The 20080-nt window shown below is 64.7% G+C and carries 20 protein-coding genes and 1 pseudogene; 13 read left to right on the top strand and 8 right to left on the bottom strand.

Translation table 11 applies throughout. The features are described 5' to 3' along the window. Positions 1-54: 54 nt before the first annotated feature. The 3 genes from AC2FNY_RS10570 to AC2FNY_RS10580 all read left to right on the top strand — a co-directional run bounded on the left by AC2FNY_RS10570 (position 55) and on the right by AC2FNY_RS10580 (position 2034). Positions 55-432, top strand: a complete 378-nt coding sequence (locus AC2FNY_RS10570; RefSeq protein ID WP_234139413.1) for a thioredoxin fold domain-containing protein — start codon at positions 55-57, stop codon at positions 430-432. A 144-nt stretch (positions 433-576) separates the two neighbouring features. After that, complete coding sequence (locus AC2FNY_RS10575; RefSeq protein ID WP_234139412.1) at positions 577-912, top strand: ArsR/SmtB family transcription factor; 336 nt, start codon at positions 577-579, stop codon at positions 910-912. 63 nt (positions 913-975) lie between these two features. Next, positions 976-2034, top strand: coding sequence for a YeeE/YedE family protein (locus tag AC2FNY_RS10580; RefSeq protein WP_496802418.1), 1059 nt, complete (start codon positions 976-978; stop codon positions 2032-2034). A gap of 11 nt (positions 2035-2045) precedes the next feature. Here AC2FNY_RS10580 and AC2FNY_RS10585 read toward each other — a convergent pair whose 3' ends face one another. Beyond that, on the bottom strand, positions 2046-3044 hold the full coding sequence (locus tag AC2FNY_RS10585) for a zinc ABC transporter substrate-binding protein (protein ID WP_496802419.1): 999 nt from the start codon (positions 3042-3044) through the stop codon (positions 2046-2048). A 93-nt stretch (positions 3045-3137) separates the two neighbouring features. Between AC2FNY_RS10585 and AC2FNY_RS10590 the strand changes: the two genes are divergently transcribed. The 4 genes from AC2FNY_RS10590 to AC2FNY_RS10605 all read left to right on the top strand — a co-directional run bounded on the left by AC2FNY_RS10590 (position 3138) and on the right by AC2FNY_RS10605 (position 5972). Further along, the gene (locus AC2FNY_RS10590) at positions 3138-3617 is read left to right on the top strand and encodes a helix-turn-helix domain-containing protein (RefSeq protein ID WP_234139410.1); all 480 of its coding nucleotides are present in this window, start codon (positions 3138-3140) and stop codon (positions 3615-3617) included. After that, positions 3614-4384: an ATP-binding cassette domain-containing protein gene (locus AC2FNY_RS10595; protein ID WP_496802420.1), complete on the top strand. Its 771-nt coding sequence runs from the start codon at positions 3614-3616 to the stop codon at positions 4382-4384. The genes AC2FNY_RS10590 and AC2FNY_RS10595 overlap by 4 nt, the downstream gene beginning before the upstream one ends. Next, on the top strand, positions 4384-5178 hold the full coding sequence (locus tag AC2FNY_RS10600; RefSeq protein WP_234139408.1) for a metal ABC transporter permease: 795 nt from the start codon (positions 4384-4386) through the stop codon (positions 5176-5178). Before AC2FNY_RS10595 ends, AC2FNY_RS10600 begins: the two co-directional genes overlap by 1 nt. Before the next feature lie 224 nt (positions 5179-5402). Beyond that, positions 5403-5972: a hypothetical protein gene (locus tag AC2FNY_RS10605; protein ID WP_234163237.1), complete on the top strand. Its 570-nt coding sequence runs from the start codon at positions 5403-5405 to the stop codon at positions 5970-5972. Between the two features lie 89 nt (positions 5973-6061). Here AC2FNY_RS10605 and lepA read toward each other — a convergent pair whose 3' ends face one another. Then, a complete protein-coding gene (lepA, locus tag AC2FNY_RS10610; RefSeq protein WP_234143219.1) occupies positions 6062-7861 on the bottom strand; it encodes a translation elongation factor 4 in 1800 nt (599 codons plus the stop codon). 706 nt (positions 7862-8567) lie between these two features. Here lepA and AC2FNY_RS10615 point away from each other — a divergent pair. Together AC2FNY_RS10615 and AC2FNY_RS10620 are read left to right on the top strand one after the other, a co-directional pair. Further along, positions 8568-9452, top strand: coding sequence for a hypothetical protein (locus AC2FNY_RS10615; protein ID WP_496802421.1), 885 nt, complete (start codon positions 8568-8570; stop codon positions 9450-9452). 151 nt (positions 9453-9603) lie between these two features. Further along, positions 9604-9921 (top strand): hypothetical protein, encoded by a 318-nt coding sequence (locus AC2FNY_RS10620; protein ID WP_234143218.1) that lies wholly within the window; start codon positions 9604-9606, stop codon positions 9919-9921. 48 nt (positions 9922-9969) lie between these two features. Here AC2FNY_RS10620 and hisD read toward each other — a convergent pair whose 3' ends face one another. Further along, positions 9970-11271, bottom strand: a complete 1302-nt coding sequence (hisD, locus tag AC2FNY_RS10625) for a histidinol dehydrogenase (RefSeq protein ID WP_496802422.1) — start codon at positions 11269-11271, stop codon at positions 9970-9972. A 77-nt stretch (positions 11272-11348) separates the two neighbouring features. Between hisD and AC2FNY_RS10630 the strand changes: the two genes are divergently transcribed. Further along, entirely contained in the window at positions 11349-12314 is a 966-nt protein-coding gene (locus tag AC2FNY_RS10630) for a LysR family transcriptional regulator (protein WP_234139403.1), read from the top strand. Positions 12315-12599: 285 nt separating this feature from the next. Here the strand turns inward: AC2FNY_RS10630 and AC2FNY_RS10635 are convergent. Continuing rightward, a pseudogene (locus AC2FNY_RS10635) lies at positions 12600-13061 on the bottom strand (low molecular weight protein-tyrosine-phosphatase). 44 nt (positions 13062-13105) lie between these two features. Between AC2FNY_RS10635 and AC2FNY_RS10640 the strand changes: the two are divergent. Continuing rightward, positions 13106-13804: an NAD-dependent deacylase gene (locus tag AC2FNY_RS10640; RefSeq protein ID WP_496802423.1), complete on the top strand. Its 699-nt coding sequence runs from the start codon at positions 13106-13108 to the stop codon at positions 13802-13804. Beyond that, complete coding sequence (locus tag AC2FNY_RS10645) at positions 13801-14805, top strand: ornithine cyclodeaminase family protein (RefSeq protein ID WP_496802424.1); 1005 nt, start codon at positions 13801-13803, stop codon at positions 14803-14805. The genes AC2FNY_RS10640 and AC2FNY_RS10645 overlap by 4 nt, the downstream gene beginning before the upstream one ends. Positions 14806-14857: 52 nt before the next feature. On the opposite strand, the gene AC2FNY_RS10650 is transcribed toward AC2FNY_RS10645, so the two are convergent. The 4 genes from AC2FNY_RS10650 to meaB form a co-directional block, all read right to left on the bottom strand. Beyond that, the gene (locus tag AC2FNY_RS10650) at positions 14858-15337 is read right to left on the bottom strand and encodes a copper chaperone PCu(A)C (protein WP_234139399.1); all 480 of its coding nucleotides are present in this window, start codon (positions 15335-15337) and stop codon (positions 14858-14860) included. Positions 15338-15382: 45 nt separating this feature from the next. Next, on the bottom strand, positions 15383-15733 hold the full coding sequence (locus AC2FNY_RS10655) for a hypothetical protein (RefSeq protein ID WP_234167137.1): 351 nt from the start codon (positions 15731-15733) through the stop codon (positions 15383-15385). Between the two features lie 199 nt (positions 15734-15932). Next, positions 15933-16220, bottom strand: coding sequence for a 50S ribosomal protein L28 (gene rpmB / locus AC2FNY_RS10660; RefSeq protein WP_234139397.1), 288 nt, complete (start codon positions 16218-16220; stop codon positions 15933-15935). Between the two features lie 200 nt (positions 16221-16420). Next, positions 16421-17398 carry a methylmalonyl Co-A mutase-associated GTPase MeaB gene (gene meaB / locus AC2FNY_RS10665; protein WP_234139396.1) on the bottom strand — a complete coding sequence of 326 codons (978 nt, stop codon included), beginning with the start codon at positions 17396-17398 and terminating at the stop codon, positions 16421-16423. 221 nt (positions 17399-17619) lie between these two features. Here meaB and hrpB point away from each other — a divergent pair, with 221 nt between their 5' ends. Continuing rightward, entirely contained in the window at positions 17620-20070 is a 2451-nt protein-coding gene (hrpB, locus tag AC2FNY_RS10670) for an ATP-dependent helicase HrpB (RefSeq protein ID WP_496802425.1), read from the top strand. The last annotated feature ends 10 nt before the right edge of the window (positions 20071-20080 follow it).

A 20080-nucleotide genomic window follows, 5' to 3' on the forward strand; every position in this document is an offset into this window, starting at 1 on the left:
CTATTCACACATTCAAATTATGTTTTGTGTCAGTGAAAGGTCAACGGTGCATTCATGGGCATGACGAGAAACTTTCTGGCCGCGGGTCTGGCGGCGGTCCTTGCCTTGCCGGCGCTGGCGGCGGAACTGGTCATGGTCGAGCAGCATGGCTGCGAATGGTGCGCCCGATGGAACGAGGAAATCGCGCCGATCTACCCCAAGACCGCCGAGGGCGCCTTTGCCCCGTTGCGCCGGGTCGATCTGCGGGCGATCCCCGCCGATCTGGAAACCGCGCGCCGGGTGGTGTTCACCCCGACCTTTCTGATCGTCGAGGACGGGCGCGAGCTGGCGCGGCTCGAAGGCTATCCGGGCGAGGACTTCTTCTGGCCGCTGCTGGAAAAGCTGTTGGTCGATCACACGGGCTTTGTGCCCAAACCTCCCGGCAGCAGTTGAGCAGGCGGGACACGAGAACAAACATATTCGCGTGTGATGGTGGATTACGCGCGGCAAATCGGTTAAAGGGCGCCCGGCGCGCCAGACAGAGGGTTGACGCTTGAGTTATTGCCCGGGACCGACCCGGGGACGAGGACAAGAGACATGGCACTTCCGAAGTTTTCGACCGATATGGCCGATGATGAACTCGACAAGATGGTCGACAATGCCACCACCGCGTCGAATTTCCTCAAGGCGATCAGTCACGAAGGGCGGCTGATGATCCTGTGCCATCTGGTATCGGGCGAGAAATCGGTAACCGAGTTGGAAGAGTTGCTTGCCGCCCGTCAGGCAGCGGTCTCGCAACAACTGTCCCGTCTGCGGCTCGAAGGTCTGGTAATTCCGCGCCGCGAGGGCAAGGCGATCTATTATCGCTTGGCAGATGAGCGGCCAAGGCGGATACTGGAAGTGGTCTACGACCTGTTCTGCAACAACGACTGAGCCACCCACCCGGTTCCGGTCGCCAAGAAGCGGAACCGGCCACCGAAGCGTGGGGAGGAAAACATGCTTGTTTGGCTGAGCGACAGCCAGGCCGTCGCGTTGATCGGCCTCATGGGCGGTATTGCCTTGGGGCTGGCTGCACGCCTGGGCCGGTTCTGTACCCTGGGCGCGATCGAAGACCTGCTCTATGGCGGCTCCGACCTCCGGATGCGGATGTGGGTGCTGGCCATCGGCGCCGCCATGGCGGGCAGTTTCGGCCTGATGGGGCTGGGCTGGCTCGATCCCGAGCAGAGCTATTACCTGTCGATCCGCTGGATGCCGCTGGCCTCGATCCTGGGCGGCCTGATGTTCGGCTATGGCATGGCGCTGGCGGGCAATTGCGGCTACGGCTCGATCGCGCGGCTGGGCGGTGGCGATCTGCGCGCCTTTGTCATCGTTCTGGTGATGGGGGTCTTTACCTATGTCACCCTGGCCGGACCTCTGGCGCCGCTGCGCAACCTGCTGTTTCCCCAGATCGAGGTCGCCGGCGACCTGCCGCCGGGGCTGGCCCATCGCGCCCATGTGCTGACTGGCCTGCCGGTACATGTGATCGGCATCGCCATCGGGCTGCTCCTTTGCCTTGCTGCACTTAGCTCACGGGACATGCGACGCGAGCCGAAATCCATCTTCTGGTCGCTGGTGGTCGCTGGCGCGGTCGTCAGCGGCTGGGCTGGAAGCTTCTGGGTCTATCAGAACGGCTTCGATGGTCTACAGGTCGTCTCCCACAGCTTCTCGGCGCCAGTGGGCGAGACCATCCTGTATGCGATGACCGGTTCGGTGCGCCCGCTGTCCTTTGCGGTAGGTTCGGTCGCCGGGGTTTGGGCAGGCGCCTTTATCGGCTCGCTGATCAAGGGTCACTTCCGCTGGGAGGCCTGCGAGGACCCGCGCGAACTGCGCCGCCAGATCGTAGGAGCGGCGATCATGGGCACCGGCGCAGTCATTGCCATGGGCTGCACCGTGGGTCAGGGGCTGACAGCCTTCAGCCTGCTGGCAATCAGCGCCCCGGTTACATTTCTGGCAATCTTTGCCGGCGCCGCGCTGGGGCTACGCCAGTTGATCGAAGGGTTCAGCGCCGCCGAATAGCATCTTGTCGTTCAGCGCGTCGCGCAGGCGGCAAAGCTTGCCGCCATGTCGCGCAGCACCTGCGGATAAAGCTCCGGTCCCGGCTCCAGCCCAGCGCCCAGTGGATCGAGCACGAAAATCGCCGCGCCCGTGCCCTCGACCGCCGTTTCGATCAGGGCGGTGTTGTATTGCGGTTCGGAAAAGGCGCAGGTCACCCCCTCTTCCACCACCTCTTCGCGCAGATGCGCCAGCCGGGCCGGGCTGGGGCTGCTGGCATCGCCCAGCGACACGGTGCCGGCCAGTGTCAGGCCAAAGGGGCGCTCGAAATACTGGTAGGCATCGTGAAACGCGATAAAGGGTTTACCTTGCATCGGTTGCAACTCTGCCGCGATCTGGACTGTCAGCTCGGCCAGGCGGGCTTGCGCCTCGGCCGCGTTGGCGCGGTACCGGTCCGCGTGATCGGGATCGAGCCCGGCCAGTGCCTCGGCCAGCAGCGACAGCCAGACGCTGGCATTGCCCGGATCGAGCCAGGCATGCGGGTCGGTGCCACTGTGATCATGATCGCCGTCATGGTCGTCATGCGCGGCCTGCGCGTGATCGTCATGCCCTTTGTCGCCCTGCGTTTCGTGATCTGCATGTTCCTTGTGATCGTCATGATCGTCATGATCTTCGTGGTCATCATGCGCCAGATCGCGATACCCCAACCGCGCCGTCGCGGGTTGTTCGAGCAGTGCGATATGGCGGGCATCGCCCGACAGCGACGACAGCGGCTTCTCCAGCCACGGGGTCAGCTCCTCGCCCATCCAGACCACCAGATCGGCCTGCTGCACTGCCCGCGCTTCGGACGGGCGCAGGGCATAACCATGCGGCGAGGCACCGGGGCGCACAATCAGGTCCGGTTCGCCAACCCCGGCCATGAGCTGGGCCACCAGCGAATGAACGGGCGCTATATCGACCGCAACCTGCGGCACCTCGGCCAGCAGCGGCGTGGCACAGGTCATCATCAACGCGGATAGGGATAGACGGTTCATGGACACCTCGACATGTTATAGTGTAACAACTTGTGCGACTTGATATCGGGGATGTTATAACATATCAAGCCTGAAATTCGCCGGGAGGCCCGAATGACCGCCAAAGGTTTCGAACGTCACGACCACAGCCAGTGCATCGCCACCGCGCTGCATCAGGCCGAAAGCCATTGCGCCGCGCACAAGCTGCAATTCACCCCGGTGCGGCGCCGGGTGCTGGAAATCCTGCTCGACCGTCACCGGGCCATGGGCGCTTATGAAATCCTCGACATTCTCGCCGCCGACGGGCTGGGCTCGCAACCGCCCGTGGCCTATCGGGCGCTGGATTTCCTGGTGCAGAACGGGTTCGCCCACCGGATCGAGCGGCTGAACGCCTATACCGCCTGCGCCCATCCCGAGGAGGACCACGTGCCCGCCTTTCTGATCTGCCGCAACTGCAAGGCGGTGGCCGAGGCGGGAACCGAGCTGGAACAGGGCCGTCTGGGCAAGGCCGCCGCCGAGGCCGGGTTCACCATCGAACGGATCGTGGTCGAGGCCGAGGGACTCTGTCCCGGCTGCGCGGGTCAGGCCGCATGAACACTCCGGTCATTGCCGCCGAGGGGCTGAGCATCCGGGTCGACGGCCGCACCGTGCTTGCCGATATCACCGTCGCTGTCGCGCCGGGAGAGATCGTCACCATCGTCGGCCCCAACGGCTCGGGCAAATCCACCTTTCTCAGGGCGCTGATCGGCGCCCTGCCCCCGGCCTCGGGCCGGGTGATCCGCGCGCCGGGTCTGCGCATCGGATATGTGCCGCAGAAACTGGCGATCGACGCGACGCTGCCGATCACCGTCAGCCGGTTCCTGAGCCTGCCGCGCCGGGTGCCGCAGGATGTCGCCGCCGAGGCGCTGGCCCGCGCCGGTGTGCCCGACCTGGCCAACCGGCAGATGACCGACCTGTCGGGCGGCCAGTTCCAGCGCGTGCTGCTGGCGCGCGCGGTGCTGGAACGCCCGCACCTGCTGTTGCTGGACGAGGCGACACAGGGGCTGGACCAGCCCGGATCGGCCGCGTTTTATCAACAGATCGAAGAGGTCCGCCAGGACCTCGGCTGTGCGGTGGTGATGGTCAGCCACGATCTGCACGTCGTCATGGCCGCCTCGGACCGGGTGCTGTGCATGAACGGTCATATCTGCTGCGAGGGCACGCCCGAGGTGGTGGCCGACGCGCCGGAATACCGGGCACTCTTTGGTACCGGCACACGGGGGGCGCTGGCGCTCTACCGCCACCAGCACAGCCACAGCCACGACGACGATTGCGGCCATGACCATGGCGCAGAGCATATGCATCAGCACGGAGACCGGTGATGCTGGACGATTTCATGATCCGCGCAGCGCTTGCGGGCGCAGGCGTTGCCTTGGCCTCGGGGCCGCTGGGCTGTTTCGTGGTCTGGCGGCGGATGGCCTATTTCGGCGAGGCGACGGCCCATGCGGCGGTGCTGGGCGTGGCGCTGGCGCTGGCGCTGTCGGCCCCGATCCTGCCGGCGGTGGTGCTGGCGGCGGTGCTGATGGCCTCGGCGGTGACTCTGATGCGCGGGCGCGGCTATGCGATGGACACGGCGCTGGGGGTGATGGCGCATACGGCGCTGGCGGCGGGGCTGGTGGCGGTGTCGCTGCTGGCGGATGTGCGGCTGGACCTGATGGCCTTTCTGTTCGGCGATATCCTGGCGGTGTCGCGCAGCGACCTGGCGGTGATCTGGGGCGGCGGCGCGCTGGTGCTGGGGCTGACGCTGTGGCGCTGGTCCGACCTGCTGATCGCAACGCTGAACCCCGATCTGGCCCATGCCGCCGGGGTCGATCCGCGCCGGGCCGAGACCTGGCTGACGCTGGCGCTGGCGGTGGTGGTCGCGGTGGCGATCAAGGTGGTGGGCGTGCTGCTGATCGCGGCGCTGCTGGTCATCCCCGCCGCCGCCGCCCGGCCCCTGTCCGGCACGCCCGAGGGGATGGCACTGGGGGCAGCGGGCATCGGCGGCCTTTCGGCGCTGGCCGGCCTTTACGGCGCTTACCTGTTCGACACACCCGCAGGCCCCAGCATCGTCTGCGTCGCCGCGCTGAGCTTTATCGTGACCACTTTGGCGAGAGGCCTGGTGCGGGGGCGGTGAGGGTCGGAGAGTAAGCCCTCTAGGGTGCAAATTCCCCTTCAACGGATGATCAACAGAGCTAAGGGCCGCGCCGCCCCATGGGGGCGGGTCGGCGCGGCCCGGCCTGCGGCAGGGCGGCAAATCGAATTAAAAGCGGCATCGACAAAAAAGGTAAAGCAGCAGCTTGCTATTGTTGTTGTTCTTGCAAACAATCAACTTGAAAAAATTGTTTCTCGAGGCAGTTGATGACCGATGAATTTCCTGACCGAGGCGCAGCCATTGAAGGATTGCTACCAAGAGATTTTACTTATGCACTGGGACTGTATCTGCAAACCTGCGCTCATATCGAGTTGCTTGCAAGCGCTCTCATTGTCTGCCTCAGAGGGCTAAAGCCGGAGAATGAAGGCTGGTTCGAAGCATATTGCCAAGTAAGAAAACTATCCACAAAAGAGCTTGTCAAAGAACTCAAGAAGGCTAGCAAACCAGCGAGAGAATTTAATTTTTCTGAAGACTTGTCCGCCTTATCTGATTGGATAGAGAGATTTGTCCAAAACCGGCACATGGCCGCACACGGTGCATTTTTTGGAACAACAAAGGGATTCTTGCGTGTGGATTATGTGACCAACATTGGTTCGAGGAACAACCCTAAGTTTAAGCGACAAACTAACGCCGTGACACGAGAAGTTGTCGATGAAGTCCTCAACGATGCTAATCGAATTTACCTGATAGTCCTGGGAATGATTGGTACTATTCGAAGAGATCTACCAATTAGCATACACCACGCCATATTGCCGATAGTTCAACATCCAGATTGAGAAAGTCAGTTGGTCAGCATTCAAAGCGAAAAACCCCACAGTTGGCTGCGCCAACCGCTTTCGCCCACCGTCACTCAAAACGGACAGCCTCAGCTGTCCATTTTGAGTGCTGAAATAAACGCTTCCTGCGGGATATCCACTTTCCCGAACTGGCGCATCTTCTTCTTGCCCGCTTTCTGCTTTTCCAGCAGCTTCTTTTTCCGCGTCGCGTCGCCGCCGTAGCATTTGGCGGTCACGTCCTTGCGCAGCGCCGAGAGGGTCTCGCGCGCGATGACCTTGCCGCCGATGGCCGCCTGGATCGGGATCTTGAACATGTGGCGGGGGATCAGGTCCTTCAACTTCTCGCACATGGCCCGCCCGCGCGCCTCGGCCCGGTCGCGATGCACCATGGTCGACAGCGCGTCCACCGGCTCGTCATTCACCAGGATCGACATTTTCACCAGGCTGTCCTCGCGATAGCCGGTCAGCTGGTAGTCGAAGCTGGCATAGCCCTTGGTCACCGATTTCAGCCGGTCGTAGAAGTCGAACACAACCTCGTTCAGCGGCAGGTCATAGACCACCATGGCGCGCGAGCCGGCATAGCTCAGATCCTGTTGGATGCCGCGCCGGTCCTGGCAGAGTTTCAGCACGTCGCCCAGGTATTCGTCGGGCACCAGGATGGTGGCCTTGATCCGCGGCTCCTCGATATGGTCGACCTTGCTGAGGTCGGGCATGTCGGCGGGGTTGTGCAGCTCGCGCATCTCGCCGTCTTTCATGAAGACGTGATAGACCACGCTGGGGGCGGTGGTGATCAGCTCGATATCGTATTCGCGTTCCAGCCGGTCGCGGATGACCTCGAGATGCAACAGGCCAAGGAAGCCGCAGCGGAAGCCAAAGCCGAGCGCGGCCGAGGTTTCCATTTCGTAAGAGAAAGAGGCGTCGTTCAGCGCCAGTTTCTCGATCGCGTCGCGCAGGTCCTCAAACTCGGCCGAGTCCACCGGGAAGAGGCCGCAGAACACCACCGGCTGGGCGGGTTTGAAGCCCGGCAGCGCGGTTTCGGTGCCGTTGCGGTCATTGGTGATGGTGTCGCCGACGCGGGTGTCGCGCACCTGCTTGATGGACGCAGTGAGAAAGCCGATCTCGCCCGGTCCGAGGCTGTCGATCATCTGCATGGCGGGGCGGAACACGCCGATGCGGTCCACATGGTGCAGGGTGCCGTTCGACATGAACTTGACCCGCATGCCCTTTTTCAGCACGCCGTCCATGATGCGGACCAGCACGATGACGCCCAGATAGCTGTCATACCAGCTGTCCACCAGCATCGCCTTCAATGGCGCGTCGCGGGTGCCCTTGGGCGCGGGCAGGTGGTGCACGATGGCCTCGAGCGTTTCGTGGATGCCGACGCCGGTCTTGGCGCTGACCCGGATCGCGCCGGATGCGTCGATGCCGATCACATCCTCGATCTGCTCGGCCACCCGGTCGCATTCGCTGGCGGGCAGGTCGATCTTGTTGAGGATCGGCACGATCTCGTGGTCGGCGTCGATAGCCTGATAGACATTGGCCAGCGTCTGCGCCTCGACCCCTTGCGTACTGTCGACGACCAGCAAGGACCCTTCGACCGCGCGCATCGAGCGGCTGACCTCATAGGCAAAGTCGACATGGCCGGGCGTGTCGATCAGGTTCAGCACATAGGTCTCGCCATTGTCGGCGGTATAGTCGATGCGGACGGTGTTGGCCTTGATGGTGATGCCCCGCTCGCGCTCGATATCCATCGCATCGAGCAGCTGCGCCTTCATGTCACGATCCTGCACCGTCCCGGTCTCTTGGATGAGCCGGTCGGCAAGGGTGGATTTGCCATGGTCGATATGGGCGACGATGGAGAAATTGCGGATATGGGCGAGGTCTGTCATGGTTCGCGTATTAGCGGGTTTTATAGGGCGGTCAAGCTAGGTCTTGAACGATGAGAAGTTGGGTTACTACGAGTCAGAGTTCATTCGTCACACAAACCGCCTCGGTTGGGTTTCGTCTTCCGCTCGCAAACTTCTTATTGGCAGGCATGTGTTGCGAAGCCTAGGCTATCTGCAAGAGGTTCTTAGAGGCCCACAAGACCTTGTGGACAAGCAGTGCCTACTGCTCTTCAGGGCTTTGCTCGACTCGCAGCAAATCGCCTCATTGGAAAAGTCCAAGTTCTCAGCACCATACTTCCCAACGGGACGCCCACGGCAATACTCACTATCCCTCAGCAGAGGAGAACGCGTCGTTACTATTGACACAAGCCCGACCCGGGCTGCCAACCTGATTATACGACCCGAAACTGATTCAGCCTTATTGGTGAATAGCACCGAATTTGAGGGTCTTCGGTCGGTAGACATGCTGTTCGCACATGAGATTGGCACGGCTACTCTAGGTACAAACCTAGCCTCGAAGGCGGTCGTAGATAGCCGTTGCATCGAGATCGCAAACAAACCACTGTGGACGAATGCACTACAGGCTACATCTCCTCTCTACGAATCTAGACACTTTTTCAAGCTACTAGCAGCGGCCAATAGCAATACCTGGGATTTCTGGAAAAACTGGTATGCAGGTCTTGTTGACGGCAAGCCGCTCGACTGGGAGTTGCAGCGCCGGGTTGCCCTGATCGACGACGCCATCTGGAACGCCGGCCCCGAGGCGGTGGCGCAGGAGATTGAGCGGATCGAGGCGGCGTTTCTGGCGGAAAAGCTGCCGCTGGCCGAAACGGTCGAGCTGAACCCTGATACAGGCCGGTTCCGGGTGGTGCCGATCCCGGTGCAGAATCCGCCGCTGATGTCCGCGCTGCTGACCCATATCTCGGATGCGCTGGAGGATGCCTTGCAAGGCGCCAACGGGCTGTCCGAACGCTCCAGCGAATACCGCAAGATCACCCGCGCGGTGACACGATATGGCAACAACCCACAGCAGGCGGAGCTGACCCTGACCGTGGTGGCCAAGGGGCTGCGGCGCCAGATCCACGAGACCGGCGAGTTGCCCGACAGCGAGGACAATATCGCCCTGCTGGAGGCGGTGGAGGAAGGCGTGCGCGGTATCCGCGCCAACCACCCCGAGGTGGCGGCCAATCGCGAACAACTGGCGCGGCAGGCGCTGTCAGAGCTTGGCGCCGAGGACAGGGCGCTCTTGGAACAGGCGGCACCGGTACTGACCGAGATCAGCGAAGGGGAGATGGCAGAGGATTTCGCCGAGGATATCCCGGCGCTGGTCAACGATGCCCTGTTGCCCCTGCCCAGCGGCGCGCCGCCCCTGCCCGGCGCGGATGCTGCCATGCGGGTGTTTGGTCGGGTGTCGCGGATGGCGATGCTTCGGGACGCCGCGAAAAAGCTGACCCGAAAGGGGGCGAAGGCCTTTGACAGTGATCTGGTGAAGACGGTGCGACTTGCAGAACTAGCAACTAAACTGGCCGACGGGATCTGGGGGTTACTCTATGCAATCATTCAAATCGGCCTGCGCATTTTCGGTGTCTTCTGATCCAGCGCCGTAAGGTGGGGCTTGGTCGTTCACATTCCCGCCACCCTCACATTCCATTTACCGCAGCCGATTGATCCCTGGCGACTCTTTTGCCATAGTGTCGCCCGACAGGCGGGGCGGCAGACCCCGTGGCAGAGCAAGAGGCCAGGACGTGAAACGGATTTTGACGGGGGCGCTGGGTGCTGCCCTTTTGGTAACTATGATGCCGGTGCAGGCCATTGCCGCGCCGGGCGTGATCAATCAGGCATGCCGGCAGAGTGGCCGCGACGCCGCCACCATCGAGCGCTGTGGCTGTATCCAGGAAGCGGCGAACAAGGCGCTGAACCGCAGCGAGCGGCGCAAGGTCGCCAAGTGGTTCAGCGACCCGCATCAGGCACAGGTGGTGCGGATGTCGGACAAGAGCAGCGACGAACAGCTGTGGAAGCGCTACAAGGCCTTTGGCGAGCTGGCGCAAGCGATCTGCCAGTAACCCCCCGTAGATGGCGGTGGCGGGTCGTAGCCCGCCCCCTAAGTCCATTTAGCCCGCGTTCACCTGCCTGAGCGCGGGGCGCAGCTTGTCCAGCCGGATATCGGCGGTGCGGGCATGCCCCTCCATCCCTTCGGCGCGCGAGATGGTGGCGGTGGCGCGGGCCAGATCGGGCAGCGCCTGCGGCTCCACCTGTTGCCAGGTCACGGTTTTCAGGAACTTGTGCACGCTGAGCCCGCCGGTATAGCGCGCCGCACCCGAAGTGGGCAGCACATGGTTGGGGCCGCTGGCCTTGTCGCCAAAGGCCACGGTGGTGAGTTCCCCCAGGAACAGCGAACCATAGGCCGACAGGCGTCCGCGCCACCAGTCGAGGTCGGCGGCCTGCACATGCAGGTGCTCGGGCGCGTAGCGGTCGGCGGTGGCGGCCATCTCCTTGCGGTCTGAGCACAGGATCACCTCGCCCAGCGCGTCCCAGGCGGCCTGGGCGCTGGAGCGGTTGGGTTCGGGCAGATCGGCGATGCAGGCGGGGATATGGGCCAGAACCGCCTCGGACAGCGCCCGGTCGTCGGTGACCAGCCAGACCGGCGAGTTGTAGCCATGTTCAGCCTGTCCGACCAGGTCCCAGGCGACGGTGAGCGGATCGGCGGTGGCGTCGGCGATCACCAGGCTGTCGGTGGGGCCTGCGAACATGTCGATGCCCACGGGGCCGAACAGCTGGCGCTTGGCCTCGGCCACGAACTGGTTGCCCGGACCCACCAGGATATCGGCGGGCGGCGCGCCAAACAGGCCAAAGGCCAGCGCCGCCACCCCCTGCACCCCGCCCAGCGCCAGGATGCGGTCGGCCCCCGCCAGCGACATGGCATAGAGGATCGCGGGGTGCACCCCGCGCCCCGCCTGCGGCGGCGAGACGGCGGTAATCTGCGGCACTCCGGCGGCGCGCGCGGTGGTGATCGTCATCAGCGCCGAGGCGATATGGGCATAGCGCCCACCCGGCACATAGGCCCCAGCGGCGGATAGCGGGATCTGTTTCTGCCCGGCGATCAGGCCCGGGCGCAGCTCCGTCTGGAAATCCAGCGCCGAGGCGCGCTGTGCCTCGGCAAAGCGGCGGATATTGTCATGGGCATAGCGGATCTGGGCCTTGAGGTCCTCGGGCACCTGTTCGCTGGCGCGCGCGACCTGATCGGGGCTTACCACGATCTCGCCGGTCCAGCCATCGAGCCGCGCGGCATAGTCGCGTGCGGCGGCCTCGCCCTCGGACCGAAGCCGCGCCAGCATCACCTGCACCACATCCGCCGCATCCCCCTGTGGTGCGGGGGGCAGGCCGGGGGCGGATTTCAAAACCGTGATCGTCATGGCGTGTTCCTGTTTTCCTCACTTGACCCTAGGTCAGGATAGTTTAAGAAAATGCAAAACTGATCGGAGCGATCGTGATGCTGATGAAAGGCGTGACCCTGCGCGGTCTGGAAGTGTTCGAGGCGCTGTCGCGCACCGGATCGGTGGCCCAGGCGTCGGCGCAGACGGGGTTGAGCCAACCCGCCGTCAGCCAGCAACTGCGCAACCTGGAGCAGGCGCTTGGCACCGATCTGGTCGACCATGGGCGCCGCCCGATGGTGCTGACACCCGCCGGACGCGCGTTCTTGCCCCGCGCGGAAACGGTACTGAGCGAGCTGCGTCTGGCGCAGAGCGAGCTGACGGTGATGGACCTGACCCATCTGAGCACGCTCAGCATGGGTCTGATCGACGATTTCGACAACGACCTGACACCGCGGCTGGCGACCCTGCTGGCCGATAGTCTGACCAAGTGCCGGTTCAAGTTGATCACCGCACCCAGCCACGAGATAAGCGAAGCGATGAAGGCGCGACGGCTGCATATCGCGGTGGCCGCGACCTCGGGCGAGGTACATGACGGAATCGTCGAATACCCGCTGGTGCGCGATCCCTTCATCCTGGTGGCGCCGCGTGGCGTGGTGCCCAAGGGTGGCGACATGCTGGCATCCCTGCAGGGGTTGCCACTGCTGCGCTATGCGCGGGAACAGCTGATCGGACGCCAGATCGAGGCGCATCTGGCTCGTCAGAAACTCGACTTTGAAGAGCGTTTCGAGATCGGCTCGCACCTCGCGCTGATGGCGATGGTGGCGCGGCGGCTGGGCTGGGCGGTGACGACGCCGCTGGGCTTTATGCGGGCAGAGCGCTTTCATGACGATGTCGAGGCCTTTGCCCTGCCCTTTGCCGCCTTCTCGCGCCGTATCTCGTTGTTTGCGGGCGCCGATTGGGCCGACCGCGTGCCGCGCGACGTGGCCGAGACCATGCGGCGGCTGGTGCAGAGCCAGATCATCGACCCCGCGGTGGCGCGACTCCCATGGCTGGGCGGCGAATTGCGCGTGATCGAAAGCTGAGCGCACCACCGTCCCGCTTGCGGGCGCTCTTGCAAAATGAGGGCGTGTCGGGACATCGGGCGCACCGGTTCGAAGAAGCAGGACGACGGGATCAAGCCCTGTCTTGTCCCCACCGGGCAAGAGGGCGCCGTCGAGTTTGCGCAAGATAAGCGGGCAGTTTCCGGTTTTCTAAAAGTGTGCTGGGACTTGCATCGTGAAGAGCCTCGGACGATCGAACCGCGAAACGCCCCCCGAACGGGTGGCAGTTCCTAGGTTCAGGCGCTCAGCTTCCGCCGCAACGGCTTCTCAACCCGGCAGCAGCGCCCCCGCAACCAGCCGTTTGCGCAATCCGTGCGCCGCCATCTCGATCAGATCCAGCGCCCCGTCGAAGTCGCGGGTATAATAGGGGTCGGGAACATGGGTGGCGCCACTCTCGGGCGCATAGTCGGTGAACAGCCGTACCGGCGTTGCGCTGCCCGGCGGGCGTTGCGCCTCGATATCGGCCAGGTTCTGGGCATCCATCGCAAGGATCAGATCAAACAGATCGAAATCACCCGCCACGACCTGTCGCGCCCGCAGATCCGACAGGTCGATCCCCCGTGCCGCAGCTGCCGCCCGCATCGGGCCATAGGGCGGTTCACCTACATGCTAGCCACCGGTTCCGGCACTGTCGGTCCCGGCTTCGGGCATCAGGGCGCGGAACACACCCTCGGCTGCGGGCGAGCGGCAGATATTGCCTAGACAGACAAAGAGGATACGGTGGGTCATACGGGGCTCCTGTTTCCCCAGAACCTATAGGCGAGCGGAGTGATATGAGAAAGATCGTCATTCTGACAGGTGCCGGGATCTCGGCGGAAAGCGGGCTGGGAACCTTTCGCGACGCAGGCGGCATCTGGACGAAATATCCGTTGGAGGATGTGGCAACGCCCGAAGGCTTTGCCCGCGATCCGGTGCTGGTCCACGAATTCTACAATGCACGTCGGGTTCAGGCGGCTGCCGCCCAGCCCAATGCCGCCCATCATGCACTGGCCCGGCTGCAACGCGACTGGCCCGGCGAAGTGGTAATCGTCACCCAGAACGTGGACGGGCTGCACGAGGCCGGCGGCGCCCGCGGCGTGATCCACATGCATGGCACGCTGGCAGGCGCGCTTTGCGCCGGGTGCGGCCACCGCTGGGTGGCACCCGAGACGATGGACACCACCACCCCCTGCCCCGCCTGCACCCGCCCATCGGCCCGACCCGATGTGGTGTGGTTCGGCGAGATGCCCTATTGCATGGATACGATCTTTGACCACCTCGCCAGCGCTGACCTGTTTGCCGCCATCGGCACTTCGGGGCAGGTCTATCCGGCGGCAGGCTTCGTGCAGGAAGCCACGGCCAGTGGCGCCCGGACGATCGAGTTGAACCTCGAACCTTCGGCTGTCGCCTCGAACTTCGATGAGACGCGGTTCGGCCCGGCCAGTCGGGTCGTGCCCGACTGGGTGTCGGACATGCTGGGCCTGCGGGGATGAGCGATTTCCTGATCCTCTCCGATCGCAACCTCGGGGGGCTTGGCGTAACAACCGCCGAGGTTCAGATGGCGCTTGAGGACGCCATCCGGGCACAGCTTCGCGGAGCAGTGCATGTGGCACCGAAATCGGCGCTTCTGCCCGGCGACGGGCGCTATGTGATGACGACGCTTGCGACCGGCGACGCCCCCTCCCTGACCGTGGTGAAATCGGTGATGGTCAGCCCCGACAACCCGGTACGCGGCTTGCCCGGGACCGAGGGCGTTTTGCTGGTTCAGGACAGTGAAACCGGCCAGTTGCTGGCCCTGATGCAGGCGGGCTGGATCACCCGGATGCGCACCGCCGGCCTCAGCGCGCTGGTGGCGCGGCGGCTGGCTGATCCGGCGGCACGCGTGGTGGCCTTTGTCGGCGCCGGCGCCCAGGCGCGCGCGCACCTCGCTGCGTTCTGCGATCTGTTTCCGTTGCAAAGGGCGGTCGTTTTCGGGCGCGGGGCCGAGAATATCGCCCGGCTGGGCGCGGCCGCCCGCGCGCGGGGGCTGGAGGTCGAGATCGCAGACACCCCGCACCACGCCATCGCCGACGCCGATCTGGTGGTTTCCTCGGTCACCCTTGATCACCAGATGATACCGTTCCTGGATGCCCGCTGGTTGAAGCCCGGCGCCTTTGCCAGCCTGACCGATACGGGCCTGCCCTGGCGGCCCGATGGGATGACCGCGCTCGACCCGCTCTATATCGACGATCTGGCGCAAGAGGCCGCCAATCCAAGGCCGATGATCGACCCCGCGCAGGTTCGCGGCGATCTGGCGGCTTTGCTCGGAGAAGACGGACACAAGACAAGCGTCAACCGGCACGATTCGACCCGCCGCGCCGGTTTCCTGTTTCGAGGTCCGGCAATCGCCGATTTCGCCATCGCCGCCCTCGCGCTGCAACGCGCGCAGGCGACGGGCGCTGGCCGCGCAACTGTTTGGCCAGACGCAACCAGGCCGGGTCAAAGCCCGGCCTGACGCTTGGATGAGGGCTGCCGCGCAGCCTGAAGACAGGCGTAGCCCCTTGGCCCTAGTTCGATTTCTTCTTCATGTGGCCATGACCGCCATCCTGACGCTCCAGGTCGACGGGGATCTCCACTTCGATCTCTCCCGCCTTTTCAAACACCAGCGTCACCGGCACCAAGGCTCCCTGCTCAAACGGCGCCTTGATCCCCATGAACATCACATGATCGCCTCCACGCGCAAGCGCGTGCATGCCACCGGCAGGGATATCGAACCCCTCGGGAACGTGCATCATCTGTGCGACACCCTGATCATTGATCTTGTGGGTATGCAGTTCGACCTTGGCGGCGACGTCCGAACGGGCCTCTACCAGGCGATCATCTTCGGCGCCGGTATTGCGGATCATCATGAAGGCAGCGCCGGCCTTGGCATTGGCACCCGACGCGCGCGCATAAGCGTCGTCGACCACGATGGTCTCACCGGCCCAGGCGGCAGTTGCAAGGGTAAGGGTCGCGGCCGCAGCCAGCACCTTGTATTTCAACGACATGGTCTCTCTCCTTTGTCATGTCTTGATCTGTCTGAGTGAGCGTTCTCAGATCAAGGCGGGCGGAGCTCGCGCCGGAACGGCAGAGAGAATACGGGCAATCAGGCTGGGTTGTGTCCGGTCCGGCACAGGCAAGGCCTGTTGCGGTGGGACGGGCGCGGCCGCGGTATCGGGCAACAGCGCCCCCAGCAGCATCAGCGCGAAGTCCGGACAGTAATGCGGCGGGGCAGTCGGCTGTCCTTTGGCATCCATGTAGAGAATGACGGGCCCGGTGCCGGTACAGATCTCCATCTGAGCGACGGCGGCACTTATCCCGCGCGAATTGGCCAGCCCCTGACCGGTCAGCCCGACAAGCAGCGAGAGCGCAAGCGCAATGGATATCCGCACCGGGGTTGTCATTCTGTTAACCGATATCTGCTCCAGACTCCCGTTCCGCAAGGGCAAATAACCCCCTGCGACAGCAGGACGCCGGTCTGTCAGGAGACCGATTTCCAAAGGAAATCGGGCCGGAAAACGTACCGTTTTCCGGTTTCGTCCCAAAAAGAGAAACCCCGTACGCGAAGCGCACGGGGTTCCCGAAATCAGCGGATCGGAAGGATCAGGCCGCGGCTTGCGCCTTGGCAATCTCTTTCTTGACCTTCAGAGCATTGTCGGACAGGTCCTCGTCCTTGGCCTTGGCCAGAAACGCGTCCAGACCGCCCCGGTGATCGACCGAGCGCAGGGCCGACGCCGAAATACGCAGCTTGACACCACGGCCCAGGGTTTCGGACTGCAGGGTCACATCGTTCAGGTTGGGCAGAAAACGACGGCGGGTCTTGTTGTTTGCATGGCTGACATTGTTGCCAGTCATCGGGCCTTTTCCGGTCAGTTCGCAACGGCGCGACATGGTCTCTTCCTTCGTATCTGGTGACGGAGGGCGAACCATCCGTCAAATCACAAGGGGCGCAACCCGAAGTCGCGCCCGAAAACTGGTTGGATGCGTTTAGTGGGAATCGCGGCGAGGGTCAAGACGGCTGGACGGGATTCTTTGCGTTGTCTCGTGGCCCCTGGCGGGTCGGCATGGTTGAGTACGACAAGAGGAAAGCCTCATTCCTCGTTCAGAAAGCCCAGCATCTGCTCGGCGGCGCTGGCGGGCGTCAACTGCCCCTGAGCGGCGGCAGTGGAAAGCCGGTCCATCTCGGCCCGTGCACGTGGCGTTTCCAGCCGGGCAAGCAGAGCATGACGCACCTCCTGTCCGAACCAGTAGCGCGCCTGTTCGGCCCGGTTGGCCGTCCAGTGCCCGTTCTCGCGGCGCCAATCCGACAGGGCGCACATCTCGGTCCAGGCGACGTCCAGCCCCTGCTCCTCGACCGCCGAGACGGTGAGCGCCTTGGGAAAGCCCGGCGGGTCCTGCACCCGTTTGCGCAACAGGCGGAGCGCCCCGGCGTAGTCGGCACAGGTCCGGGTCGCGGTGGATTTCAGTTCGCCATCCGCCTTGTTGACCAGGATCAGGTCAGCCATTTCCATGATGCCGCGTTTGACGCCCTGCAACTCGTCACCGCCAGCGGGCGCCAGCAGCAGCAGGAACAGGTCGGACAATTCGGCCACAACGGTTTCGGACTGCCCCACGCCGACCGTCTCGATCAGCACCACATCAAAGCCCGCCGCCTCGCACAGGCTGACCGCCTCGCGGGTGCGGCGTGCGACCCCGCCCAGATGGCTCTGGCTGGGCGAAGGGCGGATGAAGGCGGCCCGTTCCCGCGACAACCGCTCCATCCGCGTCTTGTCGCCCAGGATGGACCCGCCCGAGCGCGCCGAACTGGGATCGACCGCCAGCACCGCCACCCGCAGCCCCTGCCCGATCAGCATCATGCCAAAGCTCTCGATGAAGGTCGATTTGCCAACGCCCGGCGTGCCCGACAGGCCGATCCTGAGCGCCTGGCGCCCGGCACCGGCAAGATGGTCCAGCAGCGATGCGGCCTGGGCGCGGTGATCGTCCCGCCGGCTCTCGACCAGCGTGATCGCGCGCGCCAGCGCACGGCGGTCACCGGCTAAAATCCTGTCGCCAAGCTGTGTGATATCCATGCCGTCCTCGCAAATTTGGCCTAGATGACGGAGCGCGCCCCGGTTTGTCCAGAGCCGACCCACCGGATGCGCCGGATTGTCCCTGTATCGCCCCCCCGAAGACCCCGCCGCTGCCCCTGCTGCTTCTTTCTGGTCTTAAATACTCAATGCCGCCACCGCTCCTCACCCGGAACCGCCAATTGGCTCTGGACCTGCCCCCGCCGCGTTGGCGATAAGGCGGCATGACCCGGTTGCCCATCGACGACGCCCTGCCCGACCTCATCACCGCTCTGCAGGCGCGCGGGCGCGCGGTTCTGCAGGCCCCGCCCGGCGCGGGCAAGACCACCCGGGTGCCGCTGGCCCTGCTCTCGGCTGGCCTGACCAATGGCCGCATCGTGATGCTGGAACCGCGTCGCCTGGCCGCCCGCGCCGCCGCCGAGCGGATGGCCGAGACGCTGGGCGAACCGGTGGGCCAGACCGTGGGTTATCGCATCCGGGGCGAGGCGAAACGGTCGAACGCCACCCGCATCGAAGTGGTGACCGAAGGCATCCTGACGCGCATGTTGCAGGCCGAGCCCGATCTGCCCGGCATCGGCGCGGTGATCTTCGACGAGTTTCACGAACGCTCGCTCAATGCCGATCTGGGGCTGGCGCTGTGTCTCGAAGTGGCCGAGGCGCTGCGTGACGACCTGATCCTGCTGGCGATGTCGGCGACGCTCGACGCCGAGCCGGTGGCGGCGCTGATGGATGCGCCGATGGTCACGTCTCAGGGGCGCGCCTATCCGGTCGAGACCCGCTGGCTCGACCGGCCGCTGGGGCCGCGTGCCCGCCGGGTCGAGGCGCTGGCCGACCTGGTTGCAAGGGCCGAGGCCGAGACCCGCGATCTGGGGGGCGGCCTGCTGGTCTTTCTGCCCGGCGAGGGGGAAATCCGCCGCGCTGAAACCTTGCTCTCGGCGCGCTTGCCCGACATCTGCACGCTGCGGCCCCTGTTCGGCGCCATGCCCTTTGCCGCGCAACGCGCCGCCATCCGGCCCGCAACCGAGGGGCGCAATGTGGTGCTGGCGACCTCGATCGCGGAAACATCGCTGACCATCCCCGATATCCGGGTGGTGGTCGACATGGGACAGGCGCGGCGGGCGCGGTTCGATCCCGGCTCGGGCATGACCCGGCTGGTCACCGAACGGGTCACCCGGGCCGAGGCGACCCAGCGCGCAGGCCGCGCGGGGCGCGTCGCCACGGGCATCTGCTATCGCCTCTGGACCCGCGGAGAAGAGGGCGCGCTTGCCGCCTTTCCACCCGCCGAGATCGAAGCGGCGGACCTGACCGGGCTGGCACTGGAACTGGCGCTTTGGGGGGCCGAGCCCGAGGTACTTGGCTTCGTCACCCAACCGCCCGAAGGAGCGTTGACCGAGGCACGGGCGCTGCTGGCTTTCCTCGGCGCGCTCGATGCGCAGGGGAGGATCACCGATCACGGGCGGGCATTGGCTACGCTTCCCCTGCATCCAAGGCTGGGACACATGCTGACGATCGCCGGGCGTGACGCCGCCCCGCTGGCGGCGCTGATGGCCGAACGCGATCCGTTGCGCGGCGCGCCCGCCGATCTGGACCTTCGGATCGCGGCCCTGCGCGATCCGTCCCGGTTCCGGCGCGAACGCCCCTACGAGGTCAACATGGGCGTGCTCGACCGGATCAGGGCCGAGGCGCGGCGGCTGGAAAAACAGGCAAAGGCACCCGCAGAGGGCAGAAGCCCTGCCGCGATGGCTGCACTCGCCTACCCCGACCGGATCGGCCAGCGCCGCAAGGGAGAGGCACCCCGTTTCGTCCTGTCGGGCGGCAAGGGCGCCGCATTGGACCCCGGTGAGGGACTGGCCAGCGCCCCCTATCTGGTGGCCATCGACACCGATGGCGACCCGCGCGAGGCTCGCATCCGGATGGCGGCGCGGATCGGCGAGGCCGAGTTGCGTGATCTATTTGCCAACCAGATCACTCGGATCGACATCTGCGAATGGTCCCGCCGTGAACGCAGGGTGATTGCGCGGCAACAAGAGAGGCTGGGCGCGATTAGCCTGAGCGACCGGGTCTGGAAGGATGTGCCCGAGGATGCGGTCGCGCGGGCCATGCTTGACGGAGTGCGCGATCTGGGTCTGCGCCTCGACGGAGCCGCTGCGCGGCTGGCTCGGCGGGTCGAACTGCTGCGGGCCGAAGGCGCCGATCTTCCGGATTTCTCCGAGGCCGGACTGACCGACACGGTCGAGGACTGGCTGTTGCCGATGCTGCAGGGGGTCCGCAGCGCCGAGGACTGGAAACGCTTCGACCTGCTGCCCGCGCTCAAAGCGCGCCTCGACTGGAGCCAGAGTCAGGAACTGGATACCCGCGCGCCTGGCGCCTTTGTCACCCCCCTGGGACGCAGGGTGCCCATCGATTACGAGCACGAAGTCCCGGAGATCTCGGTGCGCCTGCAAGAAATGTTCGGCGTCGCGCAGCATCCGATGGTGGCGGGCGTACCGCTCAAGATCACACTGCTCTCGCCCGCCCAGCGCCCGATCCAGATCACCCGCGACCTGCCGGGCTTCTGGGACGGCTCCTATGCAGATGTGCGCAAGGACATGCGGGCGCAATACCCCAAGCACCCGTGGCCCGAAGACCCGCGCGCGGCCGATCCGACGCTGAGGGCCAAGCCGCGCAAAGGGTGAGGCCCGGTCA

This window comes from Ruegeria sp. BHSC223 (assembly GCF_059613025.1).

Bases quoted from the DNA above. Each gene is read 5' to 3' on its own strand.
- AC2FNY_RS10570 (WP_234139413.1), top strand. From the start codon at position 55: ATGGGCATGACGAGAAACTTTCTGGCCGCGGGTCTGGCGGCGGTCCTT.
- AC2FNY_RS10575 (WP_234139412.1), top strand. From the start codon at position 577: ATGGCACTTCCGAAGTTTTCGACCGATATGGCCGATGATGAACTCGAC.
- AC2FNY_RS10580 (WP_496802418.1), top strand. From the start codon at position 976: ATGCTTGTTTGGCTGAGCGACAGCCAGGCCGTCGCGTTGATCGGCCTC.
- AC2FNY_RS10585 (WP_496802419.1), bottom strand. From the start codon at position 3,044: ATGAACCGTCTATCCCTATCCGCGTTGATGATGACCTGTGCCACGCCG.
- AC2FNY_RS10590 (WP_234139410.1), top strand. From the start codon at position 3,138: ATGACCGCCAAAGGTTTCGAACGTCACGACCACAGCCAGTGCATCGCC.
- AC2FNY_RS10595 (WP_496802420.1), top strand. From the start codon at position 3,614: ATGAACACTCCGGTCATTGCCGCCGAGGGGCTGAGCATCCGGGTCGAC.
- AC2FNY_RS10600 (WP_234139408.1), top strand. From the start codon at position 4,384: ATGCTGGACGATTTCATGATCCGCGCAGCGCTTGCGGGCGCAGGCGTT.
- AC2FNY_RS10605 (WP_234163237.1), top strand. From the start codon at position 5,403: ATGACCGATGAATTTCCTGACCGAGGCGCAGCCATTGAAGGATTGCTA.
- lepA (WP_234143219.1), bottom strand. From the start codon at position 7,861: ATGACAGACCTCGCCCATATCCGCAATTTCTCCATCGTCGCCCATATC.
- hisD (WP_496802422.1), bottom strand. From the start codon at position 11,271: ATGACGATCACGGTTTTGAAATCCGCCCCCGGCCTGCCCCCCGCACCA.
- AC2FNY_RS10630 (WP_234139403.1), top strand. From the start codon at position 11,349: ATGCTGATGAAAGGCGTGACCCTGCGCGGTCTGGAAGTGTTCGAGGCG.
- AC2FNY_RS10640 (WP_496802423.1), top strand. From the start codon at position 13,106: ATGAGAAAGATCGTCATTCTGACAGGTGCCGGGATCTCGGCGGAAAGC.
- AC2FNY_RS10645 (WP_496802424.1), top strand. From the start codon at position 13,801: ATGAGCGATTTCCTGATCCTCTCCGATCGCAACCTCGGGGGGCTTGGC.
- AC2FNY_RS10650 (WP_234139399.1), bottom strand. From the start codon at position 15,337: ATGTCGTTGAAATACAAGGTGCTGGCTGCGGCCGCGACCCTTACCCTT.
- AC2FNY_RS10655 (WP_234167137.1), bottom strand. From the start codon at position 15,733: ATGACAACCCCGGTGCGGATATCCATTGCGCTTGCGCTCTCGCTGCTT.
- rpmB (WP_234139397.1), bottom strand. From the start codon at position 16,220: ATGTCGCGCCGTTGCGAACTGACCGGAAAAGGCCCGATGACTGGCAAC.
- meaB (WP_234139396.1), bottom strand. From the start codon at position 17,398: ATGGATATCACACAGCTTGGCGACAGGATTTTAGCCGGTGACCGCCGT.
- hrpB (WP_496802425.1), top strand. From the start codon at position 17,620: ATGACCCGGTTGCCCATCGACGACGCCCTGCCCGACCTCATCACCGCT.